Below are 25,620 nucleotides of genomic sequence, written 5' to 3' on the forward strand. Positions count from 1 at the left end.
CCCGGCTTTTCCCTGGCTCCATCTATCATAGCTGACTGGATATACCTCCCGGCTTTATCGGTCCGCCTCCCATTTTCTTCGGTCCTGGTAACAGTCGAAAAGGATCAGCCAGACACGAAAACCATAAGTACGGATAATCTGTTCGCTTACAGGAACCAGTCCGCTGTCCGGATCGTTCATATAGGGAAAGCAAGACCCGGCGATCCTGACAAACATGCTCACATCCTGCGCAGGAACCATAGGATCTACAAACAGCGTGTCTGCATTTAAGTCATAAAGAACCACAAATTCATCCGGCTCCAACGTATACCTTTCATACAACAGCAGCTTCATGGCCTCTGTCAGCCCGTTTTTCTCTACACGGATTATATTCATGTTATTCAAAGCATACAGCTCCTTTCCGGAAACATCCTTCCTACATCTTAAGTTCTAATACTCTCATATACAGCAGTTTTTGTTTTCAAATGGATTTTCTGTGTTGGAAATACACAGAGAAATTACTGGAATTCCTTCGGATGGGAAGGAACAAGAATGGATGAAGAGTGTTTTAAAATTTCATAGAGTTAATTAACTCTATAAATTCATTATATCCGTGTGTCCGCGCCCTGTCAAGAACATATGTTCTGATTTTTTGGATTTGTCCGGCCGCTGTTTACACTTCGCGAAGAAAGGATGCGGTATATACCGCAGGAGGTGTTTATGATAGATCATCAGAATTCCATCGGATCACGTATCCGATACTATCGGAATATTCGGAAATTGACTCAGAAACAGCTGGCAGAATCCGCCGGCATCAATGAAGTGACTCTACGCTGTTATGAAGCCGGAAAATACCAGCCGCGCTATGACAAGGTCTGCAATTTATGTAAAGTTCTCGGCCTTCGTCCGGAAGACCTCCTGAATCCGCCCGCATCAAAGCCCAAAGAAACAGTCCCCATGGCATATTCCTGTATTCAGGAAGAAACAACCTATTCCATTTCCGGCCCGGAAATATCATTTTCATCGTATGGCGAGAGCCAGGATCTGGTTGATGAGGCGCTCAGGCATCTTCTGGCATTAAATCGTTCCGGCCTTCTGAAGGCTCTGGAACAGCTGGAACTATTGGGCAGGATTCCTGAATACAGGGTAAAATGAGACGCTACTTAAAGCGAAAGCGGGTATGCTTTATGCTGACCACTGAAGAGCAGACCGGCTGTACAGGCACGACGGGGGGCGTCAAATACCAGGGAGCCGATACGTTATGTACCCGGGGACGTTCCAAGACCAAGGCGCAGCCCGCCAGATGTCCGCTCTGTACGGACGTGACCTATGGGGTGCCGGCAGGGGAGCGGTGTCTATGGTCCTCTTTTTCACATAAGGCGCCCGTGTGAAATCTTAATGAAACCGGACCGGCCGGTTGTGGGCGAAAGACTGCGTTCCGTGCAGTCTTTCGGTGGCTGCTGAGCCGCGAATGCATCCAGCATTCGGGGTGAATCAGCCGCGTACCCGCAACCGGCCGGCCCGATTTCATTTAGATTTCACCGGGTAACAGCCTTAAGTGAGAAAGAGGACCATAGACACCGCTCCCCTGCCGGCACCCGGCAGTCTTAAACCAGCCTATTTGCCGGTTCTCTTCCCTCAAATACGGCGATCAGCGCTTCGGCTGTAACGATGGATGTCGTCGCACAGTTTTCATAAGTCTCCGCTGAAGTATGTGGAGTGGCGACATACTGCTCAAAGGCAAACAGCGGGTTCTCGGGCAGTACCGGCTCTGAGGCAAATACATCTGTTCCTACTCCCGCGATTTTGCCGGATTCCAGGGCTTCACAGAGCGCCTCTTCCTCTACTATGGTTCCCCTGGCTGTGTTGATGATGCAGACCCCGTCTTTCATACGGGCAATGTTTTCCCGGTTGATCAGCCGTGTAGTCTCAGGTGTTGCCGGCAGATGGATGGAGATGATATCACTCTGCTCCAATACCTCTTCCAGACTGCAGAGCCGTACGCCCAGCTGGTCAGCTTTTTCCTGGTTCGGATATTTATCGTATGCGATCATAGCCGGATGGAAGCCCTGCAGTTTTTCCGATACATTCCGGGCGATGGCTCCGAATCCCAGGAAGCCGATCGTCTGGCTTTTCAGCTCATGGGCCATGGGGCGGACCCAGTCCCCCCGGCGGATGGCGGCATTCAGGAACGGGATCCGTCTGGTGAGGCTGAGTATAAGACCGATCGCCTGCTCAGCAACCGCGGAGGTATTCACTCCCGGGCAGTTGCTGACACTGATTCCATGGACTTTGGCGGCTTCCAGATCTATGTTGTCCACTCCCACGCCAAAGCGCGCAAGGGCTTTCAGCTTCGGCGCCAGATCAAAGATCTCCCCGTTCCATGTGTCGACGCCCGCTACCACACCGTCGACGTCTGCTACGATTTTTTTTAACTCTTCCGGCGTATAGGGGCGGTCATGGGGGTTCTCCACAATTTCACATCCATAATCTTCCAGTATTTTTTTGCCTTCCTGACAATATTTTGAATAGTTGGTGGCGGTTACTAGTATTTTTTTCATTTCTGTTTGAGCTTCCTTTCTGATTTGATATTATTCCGTTTCGTCTAACCGGATCTTGAATACTATCTTTTTAACGGGCGAAGTACCGTTGATCTGGCAGCAGGGAAGATGCGCATCCCACGGATACATCAGCATAAACATTCCTGTTTTCAGTTTTGCACCGATGGATTCGTCCGGTGTCCGGTAAAAGACAAAATCCTCCTTCGGTGTCTGATCTTCCATCACCTGCAGCTCATCCGAAAAATTAAGGTAAACCAGTTCTTCCCCGTCCATCATGTACTGCAGGTCCAGATGAGCCTTATGGGATTCCATTTTCCCAACTGATTTTTCGCGGGTCTCATAGCACTGGACCAGCGCAAAAAGCTTATCACCGTCCAATTCATACCTGCCTTCCGGCGGCATGTTTAAGCCTGCCTCCCGGATAAAATCCCGGATCAGGCCGCACTGACGCTTTGTCAGCGCATATTCCCGGAGGTGTTCTATTTTATCAATAATCATGCGTATTCTCTCCTTCCAGCTCCGATATCACGATCTGCCCCTGAAGTCCATACGGCTTCAGGACATACGCATCCGTGTGGAATTCGCCGGTGGTCCGGAAATCCTCCCAGCTGATCCTGCTGCATCCGGTGTATTTCTGGTGGAATGGCCCGAACATATTCCTGGGACTTCCTATAATCTGAATATCTATGGCATTGCTCTCCATGGTTAAAAAGTCAGTGATGTCCACGCTTTTCCTGGTATTTCCGATCAGTATTCCAGCGTCCTTTCCGTTGACGGTTACTTTTCCAAGAGTTCCCCGGTAGTCTCCCAGCTTCAACTGGTACCGCTTCCGATCCTCAGGAGATTTTTCCACCTGAAAATGATAGACAACGCTGCCCGGATAATGGTACAGTCCCTGCATCGTCCAGTCCCCGAAATGCAGCATTCCGCGGTCCTGAACAATCCGACGGTCCTGATCCACCATAAAATCCCCCAGAAGATAGATGTCTTCCAATTCGGTTGCATTCCGGTAGATTCCTCTCAGGACCAGCTCATTTTCACCCTTTTTCAAACCAGGGACCCGGAAACGTATCATCTTCCGGTCCAGGAAATAATCCTCCGTCTCCCGGCATGCCTTCTGGTTACAGATAAGGTTATAGTCCAGAGGTTTTTCAATCACTGCATACAAGGAACCGTCCGGGACCTCTTTTACCTCAAACCGAAACTTCAGTTCAAATACTCTGCCGTCTGTGCCGCACTCCTCATAGATCCAGCTGTACCGCTGCGGTGCGCCGTTATAGTAGATCTGCTGGAGTCCCATGGCATCCCGTATCTGCCGCTGGGCCTGCCAGACTTCCAGATCCGGCGACCAGGGGATCCGGCTGATTTCCTGCTCCGTATCCGCCAGCCGGTAACTGCAGCGGTCCAGTGTCAGGACATTTTCCATGTCTCTGGTAATCAAAGCTTCCGGCCCCAGACACGCCCACACCCGATCCGCCCGGTGCGGATGCTCGTAAGGGAAGTCTGCGCTGCCCTCCAGAGGCTTTTGCCCGGTGCGGATAAAATACACCCGGCTCATGGCAGGCGTAAAAGTATCTACAAATTCCATTATACCTTGCCCTGCCGCTCTGACCGCAACCGGCCGTGTCACATCATCCAGCGCGTCATAGCTCTGTGCCTCCCCCGCGGCGGCAAACTGCATCATTACCCGGTGCTGGTGTTCCCGGTCATTGTTCACGGCAAATATCAGATAACCGTCCTGCGTTTTACGGATCATGGTCAGAATATCCGTATCTTCCTGCATCCGGTCATTTTTGACACGCAGCAAGCGGGAATTTATATGGTTCAGATGCGAAAGAGTCTCCTCATAATCTTCTGTCCTGTGCAGATTGGGATGCTGCGCCAGACTTCTTCTCACATATCGGATTTCATCGCAGTCGGGTATTTCACACCCGTTTGTATCCTCCGCAGGAATATCACGGCAGTCTGCCTCTTTGCCAGGCCCGGATTCGTCCGGAATATATTTTCCATTGATCATAGAGATCATGGACCCGGTCCAGATTACTACTCCGCCCTGATCCATAAAATCGGTCAGAAGTTTAACCGTACTGGAAAACAGCGTGGTGACCCTCGGCACAATCACGATACGGTAAGAGCGTTCCTGCACATGAAACTTCCCATCCTGTACCCTGCCCGCTTCTTTCAGTATTATCTCGTCGCCGAAATCAAAATCCTGATGATTACCCATCAGCATTTTCGCCAGGCGGTTATACTCCTCCCCAGCCCGGTTCAGACGGAAAATATGTTCATCCAGCCACCCCATATTCATTTCCACATGATTCAAATCCTCATCCGGCGCGCTTGCGCACATGGTCCAGATCGTAGACATGGGATGTATAACCAGAATGTCCCGTACCACATCCCCGGTGCGTACACATGCAGAGACTCTTCCGAAGTAATCCTCCAGAATCCTGTTATTCTCCCACCAGGTAGTCTGGTAGTTAAATACCGGAGGATAATCCCGTTTACGGCAGCCGGTTATGGAATACAGCGCCAGATGCTGGCACCTGCGGTTCACTCCCAGTACAAACTGCCAGTCGCCCAGCCACTTCTGCCCTTCGAAAGTAAAATCCCAGCCTGTACAGCCATAAGTCTCGGTCAAAACCATATCCCGGTTATACTGATTGGCCACACTGGTACATTGCTTGACCGTCAGGTATTCCTGTGTCTGCTCCCCCAGGATATCAATCCCGGGCGCATGCATGTACCGGTAATGGGGCATAGCTGCGCCGCATACCCGTGTCCCGTAACCCAGGTCATTTTCATACAGCATGTGTCCCGTCATCAGCAGTTGATTCTCTTCACACCAGTCATAGAGCTGCTTCGCATAACACTCACTAAAACGTTCCGTCAACGTATACCAGTAATCATGCCTTATCTTTTCACACCCCTCCCCGTCATAATACAGGCAGGGTAAATATTCATAAAAAGAGTACCCCCTTTTCTCCCGGAAATATTCCGCCATCCCTTCTCCCCAGGGAATCCAGGGCCGTCCCTTTGTAAATACGCTGTAGAAATCACAAAAATTCGGTTCATCCGTAAAAAAGCCTTTCACCGCGCGGCCGAATTCCTGCTGAAAGCGGTCCTTATAACGCTCATGTGTCAGATTAAGAAACGTTCGGACCGCATCCGGGTTCAGATTATCGGATGGTGCGAAACCATTATACCATTCACTCTCTCCGGAAACCTCCACCCGGAACACCAGCCAGGCATTCCCAAACGGGATCTCCATTCCAGCCCCGAGCGCCTCTTCCCGTGTATACTTACCGATCGTCCTTCCTTCAATCCGTGCCGACATCAGCGCCACCACCGTACCGTCCTCACAGGCGTCTCCCACCCGTATCGTCCGATCCGGCAAATGCCCCGCATCAAACACTTCCAGACTAATAGCCTTGGCCGTATACTTCCCAGGGTCCGCCTTACTTACCAGCCCGCCGGCACTGCCGGACGGCCATTTATCTTCATCATAGATCCATGCCTCCATATGCTGTCCGGCCGCTCTATCCACCGCCGCACCTACCGCCTGCATCCATTCCTCCGACAGGTATTCCGTCTCCAGCCCTTCCCGGGAATGAATAAAAAATCCCCCCATTCCCTGTTCCTTCATCCCGTCAATCTGCCGGACCAGCTCCCCTTCTTCCAGCCGGTCGTTCCAGGCCCAGAACGGAGCGCTCCGATATGCTTCCGAAGGATTCGACAATTCCAGCTTCAATTCTTCAATTGTTCTCAATCTATCACCTCAATTTTCCTGCCATCCCGTGCCAGAGGCCGGGCCTTAGAACGGGTTACGCAGATGGCGGGAGAACCCGCAGGGCCCCTTTGCCTCGCTATCTCCCGTCCTCTTAAAAATCCATTTTACATTAATACATCCTTCATATACTCAGTCATCCGGATAAACTGTTCCACTTCAGACACGCAGGTATCATTCAGCAGAGCCGGATCTTTGGTACGCGATACGATAGTCTGGAAATTTCCGATCTTACGCTGATAGTATTTGGCGTTGATCGGATATACCTGGCGCTCAATGAAGGAGGCCATGGTCAGGAAGTCCGCCATGGTTCTGGCTTTCTCCGGTTCTTTGTCGAAGTTCTCCGTAAGCCATACATAGAGCTCGGGATGGAAGTTTGCCATAACACCGCTGAAGCCGCCGGCCCCTTCCTGAAGGGAGTCCAGAAGTGTGGAGGTGTTGGCGTTGAACAGTTTTAATTTGCTGCCCTTTATGGCCTCCAGTTTTCCTTTTATATTTTCCATATCACAGCTGGTATCTTTGGTGAAATAGAACCGGCCGGTTTCTGCACACCACTTCAGCAGTTCGGGAGTCATGACCCGCTTATAGGGATAGGGGCACTCATAAAATCCCAGAGGAAGGTCTTCGGGCAGCTCTTTTAACAGTTCTTTCAGATTGGAGAGCCAGATTTCATCGCTTTCCTCTTCTTTTGCCAAGCGATTCGTTAACATGATCACTGCATCCGCGCCGGCTTTTGCGATTTCGTTCAGTTCTTTCGCTTGATCCTCAAGGGAATCGGAAATATGGCCGGAGGAAACGACGGCGACTCTGCCGGCCGCTTTTTCCACCACAAATCGGGTGATTTCTACACGCTCTTCCAGGGAAAGGAAGAACATCTCGCTGGACTGGCAGACGGCAAATAAACCGGCTACCCCTGCGTCAATATACCACTCGATCAGTCTGCCGAGGGATTCATAATCTACCTTATTATCCTCTGTGAATGGTGTTAACATGACCGGATATACGCCCTTTGGAAATTCTGTTCTCATAACTTTACTCCTCCTAAATCCTTTTAATTTTATTTTTTAAGGTTAATCTTTTCAATTTTTATTTCAGTCATTTATTTATTAATTCTGTCAGACTGCCGGAATCTAATGGATTTCCTGACATTCATCCAGTTCCAGACACCAGTATGCGATCGCTTCCCGTTTATATGTGTATGTGACATGAATGCGGCGCCCCTCTGCGATCACAGCCGGGTAGGAGAATTCCCCCTGACCGTTCTCCATATCCATTCGTTTATTCCAGTGGATGCCATTATCCTCCGAAATGAGCAGCGAGATAGGTGAACGTCTGCCCCAGTTTTCGGAAACCGGATTGCACGCCAGTACCAGCCGCCCATCCTCCATCCGCACCAGATCCAGACCGCTGTTATTATTGGGCAGCCCCGTCGCGTAGGCCGGACACCAACTCTGTCCGTAATCCCCGGAATCACTTCGGTATATCCGGCCTTCCGAGCTTCTCAGCAGCATATGTACATTTCCCGGCGCGGATTCCCACAGGGAGGGCTGAATAACCCCTCTGCCCGCGAAGGACTGTTCGGTTACCGGTATATCGCTGCCGTTTCTTCCCTGTCTGGACAGATAGTCTCCGTCCGGTATGCGTACATCATTACTCTTGCTCCAGCGGACGCCCTCATCCGTACTCCTGTCCGTATAGGCTCTCCAGATACCTTTTTCCAGGGATGCCGGCGCCAGGATACTACCGTCGGATAAACGGATCATTTTGTTTTTCACAGGCCCGCGGCCTCCGAAATCACCAGGGACCAGTTCCCTGGATTTCGTCCAGGTTCTGCCGCCATCCGTGGATTCCGACGTCATGGTCCTCCATTCGCTGATCTCATACCCAACCTTAAAGTAAAGGCGGATTACCCGTTCATTGAAACGGAAGAGAACCGGGTTCCAGTGGGGTTCCTCTGTGGATTCGATCAGCCACGGACTGCTGAAGGTACCTGCCTCTTTGGCTGACATCCAGATACCGGTGTCTGGAGCACCTTCCGCACTTCCTCCGAACCAGGCGGCCAGCATACGGTTCTCATCCACTTTCAGAATGGTGGAGGCATGGCACATTTGTGTTTTCCCCTCCAGGGATATAAGGTGTTTTTCTATCACCTGATACATTTCCTCTATTTCCTTTCAAGCCAATAGACAGGGGTGGTCAGGATTCCCATCTCTTTTAACTGATATTCATAGCTCCACTTGTTCCCTTGCGTACGCCACAGATTCGGTCCATACCAGGTCTCCCCAGCATCCGCGTTGTGGATTGGTCCGAACGCATTGTGCCGGTTGCCGAAGATCCTTATTTTCAACCGATGTGTTCCCTTTTCCACGGGGCCGCAGTTGATCCTATATGGAGCCAGCGCTACATTTCCCACGGTCGTCTCATCCAATTCCACCTGTATCAGTGCTCCCCGGTAATGGGAAAACTCCAGATGAAGCTCACCTTCACCGCAGGTCAACGGGACCTCATAGACCAGATTCCCCGCGTAGAACGGCAGGCCCTGTCTGGTAAAGTCTCCGAACTGAATATTATCCGGAAGGGGAATCAGTTTCTTTTTCCGGCCGTTCACCTGAACGCCGAAGCTTCCCAGCAGATAACACCATTCCACATTGGTCTTTCGGCCGAACGGAAGGGAAATCTCCAGAGTATTTTTCCCAGCGCGGATCGGAGGCAGCGCTATCTTGCGGATGCACTCGTCTACATACCAGCCGGTATCGTGCAGCAAGACCGGGGAATCATTCAGCCAGATCCGGGCCAGCTCCGGGTGTTCCATCGCCAGAACAGGGGAGTCTACTTCCACATCCGATTTTATCTCGTACCTCAACCGCAGCATATGGGCGGCCTGTTCTTCCTCCTCATAGATCCAGGGCTGGGCAAGGGCCTCCATCCGCAGGGGCAGACCCAGCTTTTCCCTGAACTTGTTGTCGATTCTCAGAATTTCATCTTCCGGCTGCCATACCTCCCCATCGAACGCGTATTGCGCCAGATCCAGCAGCAGCGCGTTTTCCTCCTCCAGCTCAAATCCAGAGGGATCTGGTAACTCGGATGTCTCTTCCGGCAGACGGCAGATTCGATTTTCCGGCATCTCCTCAGATGGTTCTTCCTGTCCCTGGGGGACTGGTTCCAACCGCAGAAGCAGGCTGTCGTGCTGCGAACCGTAATAGGTAATGAGGGTCCTGCCGTTCCGGTAGTTTGCTTCTACAGAATATATTTCTCCCGTCATGGTATCGTAGACCACCGGGCGGCAGCGCCGGTTGATTCGGATGGTCCATTCCTCCGTGTAGGTGATATGCTCATTTCTGGGCTTATTCACATGACAGATGAACAGCCACTGGCTGCTGCCGTCATCCCGCAGCTGATAGAACAGATTACAGGCCCGGTTTCCGGTCTCTTTGTGTTTCATTCTGGTGGGATCGTCTCCGTCCACACCCCGCACAGTGATGTCGATATCCCGGTATCCTTCCAGCGCTTCCAGCAGATTTCCCTGGTTAAACGGGATTCTGGTACAACGTGCGGCCAGCTTCCCGGGTACCTCGCTTACCACGGCATCCATATACCGCGGCATATTTCCCATAAACAAGACTTCGCCGCCCTTCCCTGCGAATGCTTCCAGCAGTTCAACGGTATGCTTTCGCAGCGTGTGGCATTCGGGTACGATAACCACGTCATAGGCCATCGCTCCCATATGGAATCTGTGGTCCTGATTATCCGCCCGCTCGTCTTCCAGAACGGATTCTGATATGAAGTCAAAGTCGATCAAACCGAACAGAAGCCAATCGATCAGGGTTTCAAAATTGTGTTCCAGCACCTGACGAATTAAGGAGGTCTGTTCTTTATTTCCCCAATAGATCCAATAGGATTCCACCGGGTGGATGACGCCGACCCGCACATGAGGTGTTCCCCGGGTCAGGGCAGTGTTCAGTCTGGCAAAGTGGTTCTCTATGCAGGGATATTCTTTGTACCACGGGGACTGGTATCCGATACTGGCCGGATAATCCCGCTTGGCTTCTCCTTCCATGGATACCCAGCTCAAGTGAGGCACACGCACGGTGACCCCCAGTGCCGCCTGCCAGTCACCCGCCAATTTGTGATTCCGGAAATCAAAGTCCCAGCCGGTCACTCCGTATAACTCACTCATAACCCCTTCCCGGCCTTCCTGATGCGCGATGCTCTGCGCCTGCTTGGCGGTGGAAAATTCCCGGCGGTCGCACAGCATATCGATTCCGGGCAGGCCGAAATTCTTCATGGGGCGCATCACTTCCCCGATCGCCAAAGTCTGAGAGTGCAGCGTCCATTCATTCATCATATGGCCGGTCAGGGCGATGCCATGCTTCTGGCACCATTTACCGATATTATCCCCGAAGGCCTCAGAGAAACGCTCACTGACATGGACATGATATAGATAACGAATCTTTGATACCGGGATATCCTTCTGTTCCCAAATCAGTTCCGGCAGATGCGCAATGATGGAAAAATCATATTTTTCCCGAAAAGTCTCCTCAAAGTCGTCGGTGAACGGAAAGATAACCGGTTCTCTGGCAAACGGTTCCCGCAGCATTTCTTTATGGCTTGTCTGGGGTTCGTCGGTAAAAATCGCCGGAATCGCCGTTCCGAAATCCTCTTTTAGCTCTTCATAATATTTTTCATGGGTTAGTTCAATAAAACGGTCAATGGCTTTCTTGTCAAGCGTATTAACGTAAGCCTGATTGTTAAACCAGGGGGTATCACCAGAGATTTCCAGATACGCTTTCCATAGATCGCTGCCTGTTTCTTCCCCATCATCCACTTTTTCGTAGGACGTCATATATCCATCATCGTCCAGATGAATCCGGTATTTTCCGATCAGCGTCCGATTCTTGCTGCGCACCGCTTTAGCCGCGGCCATATAGGCCCCCTCCTCCGGTTCCGGCACATCATTAGGCGCGAAAACCAGAAACCGGGTACGATACTGCTGGTCCCGGGTCACAAAGCCGCCTGCACTGCCGGAGGGCCAGCGGTCCTCATCGTAGAGCCAGCAGAGCATATTCTGCTTCCTGGCCTCTTCCTCACACATCTTGATTTTCTGAAAGAAATCCTCTCCCAGGTAACGGGTATTCAGGCCCACACGGCAGTGCATGTGGAAACCGCCCATTCCCATTTCCTTTAACTGTCCGATTTCCTTTAACAAAAGCTCCTCCTTCAGGTCACAGTTCCAGGCCCAGAAAGGAGCCGCCCGGTACTCGCTGGTCGGATTTCGGAACAGAGATTCTGAAAGCTTTGGTTCCTGTGCTTTCTTGTATAACATGTAAGTGTCCTCCGTTTCAGTTGGGGACATGTCCATTTCAGTTTGGGACATGTCCATTTCAATCTGGACATGTCCCAAACCGAAATGGACATGTCCCAAATTGAACCTACCGGTATTGGTTGCGGTATTCCACCGGCGTTAAGTTGGTCATTCTCTTGAATATTTTGAAAAAGTATTTGGGATTGGAATAGCCGATCTCATCTGATATCCGCTCCGCGCTAAGGTCCGTCTCCTTGAGCAGCTGCTTGGCTTTTTCCAGCCGGATGTCTGCCAGATATTCATTGAAACTCATGTTTAACTTTTCTTTGATCAGGCTGCTGCAGCTGGCCGACGGAATATAGAACTGGGAGGCCAGTACCTGAAGAGTCAGCTTCCGGTGATAATTGTTCAGGATGTACTCCTGTATCCGGTCGAACAGCAGATCACTCTCCTGGGAGGCCATCCGTATAGAATTCAGGATGAGAATCACATAACCGGAAATCTCTTTCTGCATCTTCTCAAGGCTTGACTGAAACATATAGCGGCGGTAGAAGACGCTCATGATATCATCGGTCTCCGTGTTGTTCTGCACCGCATAATCATTTACTTTATCTATCAGATTTTCACAGGTATTCCCGATCACGCCCAGCGTATGTTTGGACAGATCCATTCCGTTGAAAAAATCATCCAGCAGTTCTTTCGTATTATGGCTTTGATATTTCAGGCGCCGGAACAGATTCTTCATATGGTCCTCGGAATAAGCCATGCCTTTCTGTTCGGAGATAGCTTTTGCCGGAAGAATCCGCACCCGGTCGTTTAAGAAGATCTGGCGGTCCAGCCTTTCGTTTAACTGGTAACAGCGGTTCAGCTTCTCAAACCCCTGGACCGGATCACTGAGGAAGATAAACAGCTTGCCTGCCGGAGTGACTTTCTCCAGATAGCGGGCGATATGCTGCGCTTTCGCTTCCATTTTCTCCTGCAAATCTTCCCGGGCAGTTTCCATCAGGATAAAATACTGGTATTTATTCATCGGGTTTTCCAGGATAATATAATTAATGTCATTCAAATGTTCCCTGCAGATCTCCTCCGCTTTGCGGATGCTTTCCGGATCCTTGCTGTTTATGGATATCAGGAGATTGTAACTTTGCAGGTTATAGCTACTGGAGGATAACGCTTCCTCTGTCGTGTCATTCCAGGGCTCCAGCAGCGCCTGAATCAGCACATCCTGCTCCTGTTTCAATTCAAAGAACGCTACCTTTTCCTCCAGCTGGATCAGATTTTTCTGCTGTTCAATCTGAGCGACAGCCTTGGCCAGCTGCTTTTCGATCTCTTCTGTGGAGAACGGTTTCAGCACGTATCCGACCGCTTTTTTCTCGATCGCTTTGCTGACATAGTCAAAGGCTTTGTAACCGCTGATGACAATAATTGGTTTGTCGGGATAGTGCTCGGCGATCTTCTCCAGGAATTCCATTCCGTCCATTTTCGTCATTTTCATGTCGGTAATGATAATATCCGGATCTTCCGCTTCTATGAGCGCCAGGCCCTCGATCCCATTGGCCGCTTCCCCCGCACAAGCAATCTGTATCGAAGTAATGTCTTTTATCTTGCTGATTAACCCTTTTCTGATCAGGACTTCATCATCTACAATAATATAACGGTACATATAGTTCTAAAGCCCCTTTCCATTAGAAATTTTATGAGATATTTAACGGCAGGGTCATGGTTACGGTTACGCCTTCGCCCGGCCGGCTGTCTATGGCCAGACCGAACTTCTCGCAGTACAGTAACTGGATCCTCTTATGGATGTTAGATAATCCGATGCTGCTGTATCTGGCGTCCTCGGATATCGAGTCTGGATGATAGATCCGTTCCCGGACCTGAATGAGCGTCTCATCATCCATTCCACTTCCGTTATCTTTCACCTGAATCATTAGGCGGCCGTTTTCACGGATTGCTTTTATGGAGATCTCCCAGGGCATCTCCTGCCCGGCCAGTCCATGTTCAATGGCATTTTCCACCACAGGCTGCAGCATGAATTTCAGTACTTTCGCTTCCAGCAGCTCCTCGCTTATATCCAGATCCACCTGGATCTGATTGCCGAACCGTATCTCCTGAATATTGATATACTGACGTATGTGCATGACCTCGGTTTTCAGTTTCTCTTCGTCCCGTTCATATTCGATACTGTAGCGCAGCATATCTCCCAGGGATTTAGACATGGTGACGATCTGCTGGTTATTTTCGATCTGAGCCAGACAATTTATATTTTCCAACGTATTGAAAATAAAATGCGCATTTATTTGTGACATCAGGTTGCGGAGCCTGCTTTTCAGGAATTGGATCTCGCTGACATATTTTTCTTCGATCAGCTGATTGATCTGCTTTAGCATATTTTCATAGCAGCGGTAAAGCACGCCGATCTCATCCTGACGGGTCCGGTATTTATTTTCAAAGCACTGTTTAATGTCTCTCGTATTGCTCATAATACTGGCCAGTGATACCAGCGGCGTCAGCAGTACCTTTTCCGTAAATAAAAGCAGGACGATGATAAAAACCAAGATAGCTGCAATAATCGCGATCAGGTATACCGTACTTTTGTTGGAAACCTGGGCCAGTGTCTCAAAGGACACCTCATTGACAATGTTCCAGTCCTCCACGTTCAAGGTCCCGTATATATAGGCGTCATTGCTGCCGTTCTTGATGATCACGCCGCTCTCTTTTCCGATAATTTCCTGAATTTCGCTTTCTTTTAAGCTGACATCCTCTGAATCCCCGTAGAGAATGGTGCCGTCTGCATCCATGACAAAGCTCTTTCCCCAGGGAAGGCTGTTGTCCTGAATATTGTCAAAGATACTGTCGTTACAGACCAGAGCCAATACCGCTGAATGCTCTCCTTTTACATCCGTAAACCGTCTGGCGATCACGATTTTCTGCTGGTCGGGCGGAAAATTATCAGGCTGGTACATCTTGGTAACCTGGAGGCTCTCGCTTTCCATCAGTTCCTGATACCAGACGGAGTCTTTGTACTCCTTCTCCAGCCCCAGTTCCCTGTTTCTTACAAAGGAATAGGTATACCCGCTTTCGTTAAACAGATAAACCCCCTCCGCGTACTGGTTGTTCCCGATCAGATTACTGCACACATACTCATACATACGGTAATTTTCCAACCGCTGCCCGGCGGTCAGAAGATTTTCCTGTGTCTCATTCTGACAGATATACAGCATACAATTACGGCCGTCGTATTCACTGAAGATCAGGGACGTCATCACGCCGTCGAGATTTTCAAATATATTGTTAATCCTTGAGGTAACCACTTTCACTTCATTATTGCTGGCCGTCGATATCTGCGCATGGTAAAACTGTGTGATATTTCTTAGGGTAAAGATAAATAGTACAACGATGGGCAGAATGGATATCGCCAGCAGGCATCCTAATATCTTAATACGGATACTTTTCGAACGCTTCATAAACACACCTCCACTGTTATCCATTCTACCCTAATGCATATAATTATACAAATACGGCCCCGGTTGCAGCTCTGACTTTGTTTGCTGCCGGTAACTGACCCGGCCTGTCAACGGTTATTGACTGGAATAGTTTCCCCGGAGTAGTTCCTCGTATGGAGAAGCAGTCGGTTTTTTCTTTGAATAGACTGACTTCCGGGGACAGGCCCCTCCCATCAGGCCGTAATTGGTAACAATACTCAGCCCTTAACCGCTCCCACGGTCAGGCCGCTGACAAAGTACCGCTGCAGGAATATGTAAATGATAAGAATCGGGATCGCGCTTAAGAAACAAGCTGCGAATAACATATTCCACTGGGTCGCATTTTCCATATCACCGATAAAGTTCAGCATCGTCAAAGGCAGCGTCTTTTTCTCCGGTGCGGACAAGAACAGCATACTGAAGAAGAAATCGTTCCAGATGGGTACTCCCTGTGTGATTATGATAGATGTCAGCGCCGGTTTGGTCAGCGGGATTACGATCTGCCCGAAGGTTCGAAGCGTTCCGGCCCCATCGATCGTAGCCGCTTCCTCCAGCGCATAGGGCACACTGGATTTGATGAAATTCGTATACAGGAAAATGGAAAACGGCAGGGCCGAGGTCACGTACAGGGCGATGGGAGCCGCGATCGTATTGCCAATTCCGATTCCGTTTACAATCCGGTACATAGGAATGATGGACATCTGGGCGGACACGATCATACCAGCCAGGAAAAAGATCTGGAAAAAGGGTCCTAATTTTCCTCTCAACCTGGCGATGGCATAGCCTGCCATAGAGGTAAACAGCAGCAGCAGAACCGCACTGATAAAGGTAATTAGAACGCTGTTCTTCAATGATCGGAAATAATTCATCTTGTCAAACGCCAGCCCGTAACTCTCCAGTGAAAAATTCTGAAACAGGTTCAGATAGGAGCTCGAATCTTTTAGGGGCCGGAAGGAACCGGATAACGCGATAATAATCGGGGAAAGGAACAGCAGGAAAAATAATGCCAGGCAGATGGTGATGATGATTTCTTTTCTTACACTTTTTCTCATTATGCCTCTATCTCCTTTCTCCTCATAAAGAACAGTACAATTACAGAAATGATCAGAATAAATACAAAGGCAAAGGCTGCTAATGCTTCTGCCTTACCGAACTGCCCCTCCACAAATGCCATCTTGTAGATGGTGTACATAAGCGTACTGGAAGAGCTTCCAGGTCCGCCGCCCGTCAATGCGAATACATAGTCGAAGGATTTGAACCCGCCGATCAGTCCCAGCATGACGTTGACTGTGATGGTGTTGGCCAGCATGGGGATACGGACTTTGGTGGTAGTCTGCCATGCAGTACAGCCGTCGATCCTGGCTGCTTCAATGATATCTTCATCGATTCCCTGAAGGCCGGCCAGGTAGATGATCGTCATGGTACCGGATGTCTTCCAGGTTTCCACAAATGCCACCGCCAGCAGCGCAGTCCCTTTGCTTCCCAGCAGGTTCGGTACGGTGCCGGATCCAAGTGCACTCAGCACTTCGGAGATCATTCCGTAGTAGGGAGCGTAGACATAGCTCCAGAGGAACGCCACAACAATGGTACTAAACAGGGCTGGCAGGTAGAAAATCGTACGGAACACACCTTTTGCCCGTATCTTCATATTCAGGATCAAGGCCAGTGTAAGCGCCTGTATATTTCCCCATACCACTACGAATATCGCATAAATAATGGTATTCTTCATGGCATTCGTCAGTGTCCCCTCCTGGAACAGATACTTGAAGTTCTTCAGTCCTACAAAATCATAATCTCCCATGCCGCTCCAGTTTGTCAGACCGTAAAAGAATGACATCAAAACCGGGGAAATCCAGAAGATGACGTAAAACAGCAGCGCCGGAATCAAGAACGCAAGCAAAATATTTCGTTTCTTTTTATTGATCATGAATAGCCTCCTATTAGATTCAGAAAGGCATTTACAAATGTGAACTCACTATTTGCAAATGCCTTTTATGCCCGTTTTATCTTATCGACTTATCGGTCTATTTGTCCGTAAGCTCTTCAAATTTACTTTGCATTGCGTTGCAGACATCTTCTGCGGTCGCATCACCGGCAATTACTTCCTGGAACTTCGTGCACATCATATCGCTGACACCTTCCGGCCATGCATTGTTCAGGTTATAGATATTCTTATAGTCTTTGTAGCGGTCCAGATATTCCTGAATCAAAGGTCTCTTATCTTCTACGCCCTCGTAGCAGGGGATATCGGAGCTTAACTCTACCCATTTTTCGAATAACGGGGTTCCTTCTGTAAACCAGTATTCCAGAACTTTGTCGATGGCTTCCTGATTCTTGGAGTTTGCGCTTACAAAGATACCGTTTGACGGAGTTAAATTGTAAACAAATTCTTTATCTGCTTCGTTGGAAGGAATCGCGAACATGCCTTTTTCGAACTCTACCGCGCCCTGTTTATTCAGTGCGTCATAGCCAAAGCTGCCGTCGAAGATCATCGCTGCTTTTCCATCCAGGTAAGCCTGACGGCTCTGTTCCTGAGATAAACCTAATGAGTTTTCAATGATATATCCCTTGTCATACAGAGTTTTGTACTTGTTGATCGTATCGATCCAGGCAGGATCCGTGAATTTGGTTTCGCCTGTGAATAACTGTTTGTCAAAGTCATAGTTATCGGCATAGATCGCGGATGCACCGATCTGATATACACCGAACTGGATTACGAAGGACTGCTTGTCACCCATGGTAATCGGCGTGTAGCCTTTTGCTTTTAATTTATCGCAGGCTGCCAGGAACTCGTCCCAGTTTTCAGGAATCTTGTCGATTCCGGCATCGGTGAAGGCGTCTTTGTTATACCAGGTGGTCAGGAAGCTGGATCCTAACGGAATCGCGTAGGTCTTTCCATCAAAGCTGTAGGAATCGGCGATGGATTTGCTGAATTTTCCTAACTGGGAGAAATCGGACATGTCTCTTACATAACCGGCGTCTACCAGATCCTGTGCCTGAAGTCCGGCCCACCAGGTGAAGATGTCAGGTCCCTGGCCGCTGGCGAATTTTAGTTTTACAGTCTGTTTGTACTGGTCGGTGGGAAGCTGTTCTACCTCGATGTTGATGTTGGGGTATTTTTCTTTCACCAGTTCCGGCAGCCAGTCCAGATAAAAGTCTTTGTTGTCGGTGGTCGGTCTGGTGGTTACCATTAAGGATAAGGTCACTTCTTCGCCGCTGTCCTCTGCGGGTGCTGCGTCTTTGTCCGCATCTGCTGCTGCGGTGGCAGCCGGCGCTGCTGATGCGTCTGCGTTTGAGTCGTCCGCTTTATTGTCGTTTCCGCTTCCACATGCTACAAGGGATAAGGTCATAACAGCTGCTAATAATAAACTGACTATTTTCTTTTTCATTCTTAACTGAATCCTCCTGATCTGTTTTTTGATCTTTTAAGGGGCCTGCAGGACTTCCTTTATCATGGTCTAAGGTTATCATAGGAGGGAGTAACTTTTCTACATGAGATATAGTAACTTTTTTGATTTTGTGAATATTTTGTGTACAAATCATAAAGATATTATGAGCGTCGCGGAGTGTTATTTATTTCATAGTATCTCTTTCCTGTGAAGAAATAATGGGGATATTACGCATAAAAGCCATTACAGCTTCCTGAAAAATGAAAGTGTAATGGCCTTTGGCTTTATTAATAGGCTATGTACTTACCTTGACAATAATATATAATTCTCAGTGCCAGATGCACTGTTTTTTATATTATTTCCATAAGGCAATTAGGACAGAGTTTAATGATATAAATGCCTCTTATTATTCTATTATAATATTATCATAAATAATATTCTCAGCTTTTACATCCAAGCCTCTTCCGTCATAATGCAGGATTGCGCCTGTTATCTTCTTATCCTTTATATCATCGTATTGAAAGCAGTACCAGTCATCATTGGTTATATAATCAGTTTTATCAAAAATACTAATTATATCACTGCTGGCTTTTACCGGCTCTTTCCCAACATCTTTTACATACAAATCACCTAATATCATATCTGCATTTTGTAGCTTAACCGGATTTTTCAGATAAATCACCTGATTCCCGTCAGCGCTGATCTTCATCTTAAAAACATCATCCGCTATTTTAATTCTTGTGGGATTAATACCGTTTTTATACTCATATAATGTAAATGTCTCATCTTCCATATCTTTTCCATAATAAATATAATTTCCATTTTTTGAAACTTGTGCCTTTTCCACATCTGTGCTTATTTTTTGGAACTCTTCCGGCAAATTTAACTGAAGCTCGGTTTCATACAACGTAAAGTCTTTATCCAACATCACTATTTTACCATTTTGTATGTCTACTACTCTCAATATGTTCCATATTACTCTTGAACTATTGCCATTTTCATCTATATAATATAAGTCTTTTAAATATTTTTCCTCCCCATCGATAACCACGTAAATTCCTTTTATTTTGTTACGATGACTGCCGGACAGCCTGCCCTGTATAGTATATATATTAAGTTGATTAACGCCGCCTTCTGTTTTTGCTACTATGCACTCTTCCCCTAACTTTTTGCGGAAGAGCCGGTCACTGTTCCCATTGCCAACGATTGCCTCCGTGCTCTCATTGAAAAAGAAGGCATAAGTATAAGCTTGGCTGCTGTCTTTGAGCTCCAGACTGCCCAGTTTTTCCTTCTCCATATTTTCTGCAGTGTATATGGTGGTGGTTTGCCCCTTTTTCTCCGTCCAAACGGCCATCTTACCGTTATTGGATATCCCGACCAGTTCCACCTCACTTCCCTCTTCACAACTCGCAACCTTTACCGGCTCATCTGCACTTTCCGGCAATATATAGATTCCCTGATCCTTAAATACAAGAGCCGCTAAGCTGTCATTCGCCGGATATACCTGACCCTGGCCGATCTTAGTAGTTTCCTTCGTATCAAATAAGTACCTGTATACTGGTTCGGAACCGATCTCGCCGGATCTCTCCATGTAGAGCAGACCGTTATTCCGGGTCGTCAGGAGAATGACCGGCGCATTTGCTATTTTAACCGGGTTTTTCCCCTTTCCATCCAAAAGGTATAAATTGTTTCCATTATTCAGTACGATATACCTGCCGTCCCACGTTATAAATCCGGATCTCCAATCGCCTTCTACTTTAATCCATTTTCCTTTTCCATTATGACAGTAGGCATTACCGTCGGTATCGATATAAACATAGCCTTTTTCATCCATTATGCTGTTTTTATTGCTTCTGCCCATTATCATAAATACTGCCAGAAGGATTACCAAAATGCCTGCTGCAACTGTTGTCCAAACTATATATCTTTTCCTCTTCTGCTTTGATTTTAACGGACGCTGAACAGGCTGTATCTCTGGCTGCTGCCCAGGTATCGCAGCCGGCCGGACATCCATCTGTTTTCCATTTCCCAACTGTCTGCCCTCAACGTTCGTGTATTGAGCCGAATTCACCTTTTTTCCACAATAAGGACATATCATTAATCCTTCTTCCACGTCTTTCTCACAATTCACACATTTTACCATCACGCCCTCCCCTTCCAGCACCTTTTTCAGTCAAAAGTGATAAAAAAGTATACACTATTTCTGCTCTCCCTTCAAGCATTTCACCCAAATCAGTATCGCATTTATCTTTATTTTTGTGCAACAATCACAACATACGTGTTAATCAACAGGCTTAAAAAACCGCGCCGGTTTTCGGACAGTCTCAGGGGGGATCCGTTATGTTAAAAGTATTTTTAGCGGAAGACGAATTCGTCATCCGGGAGGGGATCAAGAATAACCGTTGTTGCACTGGAAGTGCTGGAAAAACGCGGTTATTGACCATAGCAAAGCCATTGCGGCATTCCGGAATTACCGGAAGCGCAATGGGTTTTTTTGCTTTACATTAGTATAAAACATCCTTTATCAGGGTTTGATTCTCTTTTCCATTATAATAGACATAGTCTCCTTTTATTTTATTTTCCTCATAAACACTGTTATATTTGAAAAAATTAACATATTTGTCCGATATGTATCCTTGCTCATAAGGCGAATAAATCCTGACCACATCACTGGATATCTTCTCGCTTTCTTTCCCGATTTCTTTTATATATAAATCGCCGCAGCTGGTGTGGGACCCTTTTACCTTGGACATATCCCTGAGATAGGCCACGCTTTTTCCATCCGCCTGGATCTTATAGGATCCAACCTCTTCCGCGATCTTTTCCGGTTCGAGAGATTTCTTATTAGTCATACAGGAATATAGGGTAGTGGCTCCATCATCATAATCCTTCGAGTAATAAATATATGCTCCGTCTTCCGATAACTTTGCGTCATCTACATCCGATGTGATTTTAATTTCATTACTCACCTTATCTCTGTCTATCTCGGCTTGGTATAGATTGTCTTCATCATCTAAGTAATAAATCTTTCCATCTGCCAAGGCCTTTATGCTAATATCTGCTAATACCTTCTCTCTTTCTCCGTTATTGTCTATGTAGTAGAAACTGGAACGCGAATCAGTTATCTCCCCCTTAGTACAGATGTAAAAATTGTTTAGCTCCGCATCTCCACTTCGTATCCGTCCATCCGGTGAATACACGCCAGAACCGATCAAACCGCCTGCGTGAATAATCTCTGGTTCCTCACCCAATTTTTTTCTGAAAATTTTATCCGTATAATAATTAAACGTTACTATTTGCTGACCATTTTTATCAAAATAACATTCTCCGAAATTTATATTTATGTCGTTCGTTTCTACAGTTCCTAACTTGGTCTTGGACGCATCCTCGGAAACGTAAAAACAGGTCTCCGATTCGTCATATTCGCTCCATACTCCCATCCTACCGCTGTCCGACATACCGTACAATACGATCTCCATATCTTCTTTACAGGATGTGATCTTTTCTTTTTCCATAGAGTTTTCCGTTAACTGGCAGATACTCTCGTCATCCGTAAACAGAATGTTGAGTTTATGCGCGGCCAATAGACATTTACCGATCCCCAAATTCGTTATTTCTTTTTCTTCAAACAAATATCGGAAATACTCATCTTCTGAAGAAACCTCATTATACGGGCTGCCCACTAATAACTCATAAAACCATTTGGCCTCTTCCGCCTTTCCATCCGGAAATTCGTTATCGAAAACGGCTTTGTAGGCAGCATAACTATATTTGGGAGCCTCCTCAGCCAATTTTTGAAGAATATCATCCACCTTTGCTTCCTTAACATGTGTTTTACAGAAAACTAATCCTTTATCTCTTATCCCGTAAACCAAAGATACATTTCCGGAAACTTTTTCTTCATTTTCGCCTTTTCCATCATACACATATAAATTTCCATTTTTATCCAGCACAATTAAATGCTCTCTGTCCAGCGTAGCATAACCTTGTTGAAAATGTCCTTCCACTTTGACTGAACGATCTTTCTCCGCATAATAGGCATTACCATCCTCATCCAGCAGGACCACCATATTATCAGGCTCCAAACCAGAATTTTTTCTTCCTCCTGATAATGAAAAAATAAGAACCAGGACTATTATGGCACATATGGCCGCACCCAAACCGATAAAAAGCAGCGGCTTTTTCTTTTTTTCTGTTTGAGCGTTATCATACATGTTTTCCGTATACCCACCGTCTTTTGCAAGTCCAGCTGCCGGTACGCCTGTAGGGTCTGCTGTCTGTACACACTCAGGCTCCGGATCATGAATCTTACAACCTGCTTCTGCGTCATCCGGCTGTTGGTCCTGTATCTGCTCATCCACCTCTTTTGTTGTTTGATCGAAGGTAAATCCACAATAAACACATACTGTCAAATCATCGTTAATTTCTCTTCTGCACCCCGGACATATTTTCATAGTAGTATCCCCCTTAAAATTCGAATGAATAATCGTATAGAATATCTGTCGCCTCCAGCTCAACTTCCTTTCCGTCGAAATGTAAAATCCTTCCGATAATGTTCTTCTTTTCCTTATCCTCATATTTAAAACAGTTCCAGTTATCCTTTGAAATATACCCATCGTTTCCAAAAATACTGATCATGTCACTGCTTACTTTTTTAGGTTCTTTTCCAAATTTTTTGACGTATAATTCCCCGTATTTCGTATACATCTCTTCAATCGATGTCGGATCTTTTAAGTAGGCTACCTGCTTTCCATCCTCACTTATCCACATCTTATATACGTCATCGGAGATTTTAACGCTATCCAATTTTTTGCCTGCCTTACATTCATATAGAGTGTATGTCTCATAGTCGTCAGAATCTTTTCCGTAATATATGTACTCTCCATTCTTCGAAACCTGAGCCGTATACACTTCGGAACTTATTTTTTGTATATTCTTCAACTCTTTTGTTCCCAGATCGGCAATGAACAGGGAATCATCTTCATCTATATATACTACTTTTCCTTTGTGGATTCCCACGATTACCTGTATGTCCGAAATGATTTTTTCACGTTCTCCTCTTTCATCTATATAATATAAGTTACTAAGATACTCTTCTTCACCGGCGCAGATTACATATAATCCTTTCACATGATCGTTTTGCCCCCTATATATCGCCCCCTGTTCAGAATAAATACCAAACAGATCAGCCTCACCGATTACCCTGGCTTCTACACATTCCTCTCCAAACTTCTTTCGGAACATTTGTTTACTGCTTCCATTTCCAACTATAACTTCCGAATCTTTATTGATAAAGCAGGCATAGGTATAATCAAAGCCTTTATTCGTGAGCTCCAGGTCTCCTATTTTTATCTTTTCATTGTTCTCCGACACATATAAAGTCGTTTTGGACCCTTTTTCCTCTGTCCAGACAGCCATTTTCCCTGTATCTGATATACCGACCAGTTTCACTTCGCTTTCCTCTTCACAGCCAGCTACTTTTACCGGTTCGTCTGCATTATCCGGCAGGATATATATTCCCTGGTCTTTATATATAAGGGCATCTAAACTATTATTGGCCGTACATTCGATATCTGATCCTATCTTTGTTCTCTCTTCCGTATCAAAAAAGTATCTGTAAGCAGTGTCACTGTCTTCCCCTGCGCTATTGGAATCTGTCGTATAGATGAAACCATTGTTCCGAATCGTGAGCAACCTTCCATCTTCACTTCTGACCTGAACTCCATTATCCCCTTTCCCATCGAAACAGTACAAATTTTGATCCACATCCGTCAATACTATGTGTTTACGATCCCCCGTACTATATCCCCCGCTCCATTCACCTTCTATTTTGATCACTTTGCCTTTTTCATTAAAGGAATAGGCGTTGCCTTCCGTATCGGTAAATACCTCCGTGCCATATTCTGAAACCGCCGCTTCCTTTCTTCCTGCTGTCAGTAGAATAACTGCCAGAAAAATAGCAAAAGCAATGATAATTCCACCGAGCAAAAGTACCGACTTTTTCTTCTTATCCACTTTTGAATCTATCACCGGTGGGGCGGACGGTTTGTTTGACGTTATATCCTGGCTGCTCTGAAACATGAATTCCGCATCTGCATTTTTAAAATCATTTATATCCGGATCATTCTGCAATGTACGATCTTCTCCGTCACTGATATTCATCCTTTCATCTTCCCCGCCTCTTTCTACAGTAGGAATCGAATTTCCACAATAGGGGCATATACTTAAACCTTCGTCGATATTTCTCCCGCAAATCAAACACTTTTCCAAAATATCCCCTCCCTAATTTCAAGCATTACTTATATGTAGTTTTTAATAATTATACTCTATTTATGATACATCCACAACCAAATTGCATAAATATAATTATATTCTTAAATATTTCTTAGTCATTTAGCACAACAGTTTGTGTGACGGGTCCGATCTTATCAGTAAAGTATGCTAATACAGCAAGTGATCCATCACGGCCAATCGGATGGAAGTTTCGTATACATATGGCTGAACAGAAGTGTACATAAGTAATATACTCTTGACTGTCCTCTCCATATGTCTTACAATATTATAAATTACATATGTAAGCATAAATAACGTGTGCCTGATAAGTATACTTACAGCATCCCTTAATACATGCCCTACAGGCGGGGTCGCGGCATAGCCTCTCCATAGGATAAAATCAATATGTGCAGAAATACGCACCCAATGGAGGAATATATGAAAAATTTACCACGGATTTCCGACGCAGAATTAGAAGTGATGAAGATCGTGTGGAACTGTGCACCGATCAGCACTACCGAAGTGATCGAGCGGCTCACAGCCACTTCCCAATGGAGCCCGAAGACTATTCAAACCATGCTTCTTCGGCTGGTAAAAAAAGGCGCGCTCACTTATGAAAAAAGCAGCCGTGTATTTGTATATTCTCCGGCTGTCGCCAGGGAGGATTACGTGAATCGGGAAAGCGTTTCATTTCTCAACCGCTTTTACGGCGGCACCCTGCGGTCCATGGTTGTTAATTTTCTGGAAGAAGACCGTCTATCCATGGAAGAGATCGAAGAACTGCGACAGCTTCTGGATGAAAAACAGATCCGGGGTGAAAAATCCGGTCACATAGAAGATTAAG

Annotated in this window: 19 protein-coding genes; 4 read left to right on the top strand and 15 right to left on the bottom strand. The window is 46.8% G+C overall.

Going from position 1 to position 25,620, the window contains the following annotated elements:
• Positions 1-54: 54 nt before the first annotated feature.
• A complete protein-coding gene (locus tag KTH90_RS09055; RefSeq protein WP_158351063.1) occupies positions 55-384 on the bottom strand; it encodes a hypothetical protein in 330 nt (109 codons plus the stop codon).
• Between the two features lie 315 nt (positions 385-699).
• Here KTH90_RS09055 and KTH90_RS09060 point away from each other — a divergent pair, with 315 nt between their 5' ends.
• Together KTH90_RS09060 and KTH90_RS09065 are read left to right on the top strand one after the other, a co-directional pair.
• Entirely contained in the window at positions 700-1,134 is a 435-nt protein-coding gene (locus KTH90_RS09060; protein WP_238726664.1) for a helix-turn-helix domain-containing protein, read from the top strand.
• Positions 1,135-1,166: 32 nt separating this feature from the next.
• A complete protein-coding gene (locus KTH90_RS09065; RefSeq protein WP_158351065.1) occupies positions 1,167-1,370 on the top strand; it encodes a hypothetical protein in 204 nt (67 codons plus the stop codon).
• 216 nt (positions 1,371-1,586) lie between these two features.
• On the opposite strand, the gene KTH90_RS09070 is transcribed toward KTH90_RS09065, so the two are convergent.
• From KTH90_RS09070 to KTH90_RS09125, 12 genes are all read right to left on the bottom strand, one after another.
• Positions 1,587-2,540 (bottom strand): phosphoglycerate dehydrogenase, encoded by a 954-nt coding sequence (locus tag KTH90_RS09070; RefSeq protein WP_238726665.1) that lies wholly within the window; start codon positions 2,538-2,540, stop codon positions 1,587-1,589.
• Positions 2,541-2,570: 30 nt separating this feature from the next.
• Positions 2,571-3,038: a YhcH/YjgK/YiaL family protein gene (locus tag KTH90_RS09075; RefSeq protein ID WP_238726666.1), complete on the bottom strand. Its 468-nt coding sequence runs from the start codon at positions 3,036-3,038 to the stop codon at positions 2,571-2,573.
• Positions 3,028-6,309 carry a glycosyl hydrolase gene (locus tag KTH90_RS24875; RefSeq protein ID WP_275061366.1) on the bottom strand — a complete coding sequence of 1,094 codons (3,282 nt, stop codon included), beginning with the start codon at positions 6,307-6,309 and terminating at the stop codon, positions 3,028-3,030. Before KTH90_RS24875 ends, KTH90_RS09075 begins: the two co-directional genes overlap by 11 nt.
• 125 nt (positions 6,310-6,434) lie before the next feature.
• On the bottom strand, positions 6,435-7,355 hold the full coding sequence (locus tag KTH90_RS09085; protein ID WP_158351068.1) for a dihydrodipicolinate synthase family protein: 921 nt from the start codon (positions 7,353-7,355) through the stop codon (positions 6,435-6,437).
• 102 nt (positions 7,356-7,457) lie between these two features.
• Positions 7,458-8,486, bottom strand: coding sequence for a sialidase family protein (locus KTH90_RS09090; RefSeq protein ID WP_238726667.1), 1,029 nt, complete (start codon positions 8,484-8,486; stop codon positions 7,458-7,460).
• A 5-nt stretch (positions 8,487-8,491) separates the two neighbouring features.
• Positions 8,492-11,650 carry a type 1 glutamine amidotransferase family protein gene (locus tag KTH90_RS09095; protein ID WP_238726668.1) on the bottom strand — a complete coding sequence of 1,053 codons (3,159 nt, stop codon included), beginning with the start codon at positions 11,648-11,650 and terminating at the stop codon, positions 8,492-8,494.
• Positions 11,651-11,756: 106 nt separating this feature from the next.
• Positions 11,757-13,292 (bottom strand): response regulator transcription factor, encoded by a 1,536-nt coding sequence (locus KTH90_RS09100; RefSeq protein WP_238726669.1) that lies wholly within the window; start codon positions 13,290-13,292, stop codon positions 11,757-11,759.
• Positions 13,293-13,323: 31 nt separating this feature from the next.
• A complete protein-coding gene (locus KTH90_RS09105) occupies positions 13,324-15,096 on the bottom strand; it encodes a sensor histidine kinase (protein ID WP_238726670.1) in 1,773 nt (590 codons plus the stop codon).
• A gap of 236 nt (positions 15,097-15,332) precedes the next feature.
• Positions 15,333-16,166, bottom strand: a complete 834-nt coding sequence (locus KTH90_RS09110) for a carbohydrate ABC transporter permease (RefSeq protein ID WP_158351073.1) — start codon at positions 16,164-16,166, stop codon at positions 15,333-15,335.
• Positions 16,166-17,041 (bottom strand): carbohydrate ABC transporter permease, encoded by an 876-nt coding sequence (locus KTH90_RS09115; RefSeq protein ID WP_238726671.1) that lies wholly within the window; start codon positions 17,039-17,041, stop codon positions 16,166-16,168. Before KTH90_RS09115 ends, KTH90_RS09110 begins: the two co-directional genes overlap by 1 nt.
• A gap of 97 nt (positions 17,042-17,138) precedes the next feature.
• On the bottom strand, positions 17,139-18,503 hold the full coding sequence (locus tag KTH90_RS09120) for an ABC transporter substrate-binding protein (RefSeq protein ID WP_238726672.1): 1,365 nt from the start codon (positions 18,501-18,503) through the stop codon (positions 17,139-17,141).
• A 406-nt stretch (positions 18,504-18,909) separates the two neighbouring features.
• Positions 18,910-20,646, bottom strand: a complete 1,737-nt coding sequence (locus tag KTH90_RS09125; protein ID WP_158351074.1) for a hypothetical protein — start codon at positions 20,644-20,646, stop codon at positions 18,910-18,912.
• 197 nt (positions 20,647-20,843) lie between these two features.
• Between KTH90_RS09125 and KTH90_RS09130 the strand changes: the two genes are divergently transcribed.
• Positions 20,844-21,011 carry a hypothetical protein gene (locus KTH90_RS09130; RefSeq protein ID WP_238726673.1) on the top strand — a complete coding sequence of 56 codons (168 nt, stop codon included), beginning with the start codon at positions 20,844-20,846 and terminating at the stop codon, positions 21,009-21,011.
• Here KTH90_RS09130 and KTH90_RS09135 read toward each other — a convergent pair.
• Positions 21,008-22,957: a TolB-like translocation protein gene (locus tag KTH90_RS09135; RefSeq protein ID WP_158351075.1), complete on the bottom strand. Its 1,950-nt coding sequence runs from the start codon at positions 22,955-22,957 to the stop codon at positions 21,008-21,010. The two genes, KTH90_RS09130 and KTH90_RS09135, sit on opposite strands and share 4 nt — an antisense overlap.
• A 13-nt stretch (positions 22,958-22,970) precedes the next feature.
• Positions 22,971-24,665: a hypothetical protein gene (locus tag KTH90_RS09140; RefSeq protein WP_238726674.1), complete on the bottom strand. Its 1,695-nt coding sequence runs from the start codon at positions 24,663-24,665 to the stop codon at positions 22,971-22,973.
• Positions 24,666-25,214: 549 nt separating this feature from the next.
• Between KTH90_RS09140 and KTH90_RS09145 the strand changes: the two genes are divergently transcribed.
• Positions 25,215-25,619, top strand: a complete 405-nt coding sequence (locus tag KTH90_RS09145; protein WP_158351077.1) for a BlaI/MecI/CopY family transcriptional regulator — start codon at positions 25,215-25,217, stop codon at positions 25,617-25,619.
• The last annotated feature ends 1 nt before the right edge of the window (position 25,620 follow it).

The sequence above is a fragment of the Diplocloster modestus genome, from assembly GCF_019042245.1.
GTDB lineage: Bacteria > Bacillota > Clostridia > Lachnospirales > Lachnospiraceae > Diplocloster > Diplocloster modestus.

Bases quoted from the DNA above. Each gene is read 5' to 3' on its own strand.
- KTH90_RS09060 (WP_238726664.1), top strand. From the start codon at position 700: ATGATAGATCATCAGAATTCCATCGGATCACGTATCCGATACTATCGG.
- KTH90_RS09065 (WP_158351065.1), top strand. From the start codon at position 1,167: ATGCTGACCACTGAAGAGCAGACCGGCTGTACAGGCACGACGGGGGGC.
- KTH90_RS09070 (WP_238726665.1), bottom strand. From the start codon at position 2,540: ATGAAAAAAATACTAGTAACCGCCACCAACTATTCAAAATATTGTCAG.
- KTH90_RS09075 (WP_238726666.1), bottom strand. From the start codon at position 3,038: ATGATTATTGATAAAATAGAACACCTCCGGGAATATGCGCTGACAAAG.
- KTH90_RS09085 (WP_158351068.1), bottom strand. From the start codon at position 7,355: ATGAGAACAGAATTTCCAAAGGGCGTATATCCGGTCATGTTAACACCA.
- KTH90_RS09090 (WP_238726667.1), bottom strand. From the start codon at position 8,486: ATGTATCAGGTGATAGAAAAACACCTTATATCCCTGGAGGGGAAAACA.
- KTH90_RS09095 (WP_238726668.1), bottom strand. From the start codon at position 11,650: ATGTTATACAAGAAAGCACAGGAACCAAAGCTTTCAGAATCTCTGTTC.
- KTH90_RS09100 (WP_238726669.1), bottom strand. From the start codon at position 13,292: ATGTACCGTTATATTATTGTAGATGATGAAGTCCTGATCAGAAAAGGG.
- KTH90_RS09105 (WP_238726670.1), bottom strand. From the start codon at position 15,096: ATGAAGCGTTCGAAAAGTATCCGTATTAAGATATTAGGATGCCTGCTG.
- KTH90_RS09110 (WP_158351073.1), bottom strand. From the start codon at position 16,166: ATGAGAAAAAGTGTAAGAAAAGAAATCATCATCACCATCTGCCTGGCA.
- KTH90_RS09115 (WP_238726671.1), bottom strand. From the start codon at position 17,041: ATGATCAATAAAAAGAAACGAAATATTTTGCTTGCGTTCTTGATTCCG.
- KTH90_RS09120 (WP_238726672.1), bottom strand. From the start codon at position 18,503: ATGAAAAAGAAAATAGTCAGTTTATTATTAGCAGCTGTTATGACCTTA.
- KTH90_RS09125 (WP_158351074.1), bottom strand. From the start codon at position 20,646: ATGGTAAAATGTGTGAATTGTGAGAAAGACGTGGAAGAAGGATTAATG.
- KTH90_RS09130 (WP_238726673.1), top strand. From the start codon at position 20,844: ATGTTAAAAGTATTTTTAGCGGAAGACGAATTCGTCATCCGGGAGGGG.
- KTH90_RS09135 (WP_158351075.1), bottom strand. From the start codon at position 22,957: ATGAAAATATGTCCGGGGTGCAGAAGAGAAATTAACGATGATTTGACA.
- KTH90_RS09140 (WP_238726674.1), bottom strand. From the start codon at position 24,665: ATGAATATCAGTGACGGAGAAGATCGTACATTGCAGAATGATCCGGAT.
- KTH90_RS09145 (WP_158351077.1), top strand. From the start codon at position 25,215: ATGAAAAATTTACCACGGATTTCCGACGCAGAATTAGAAGTGATGAAG.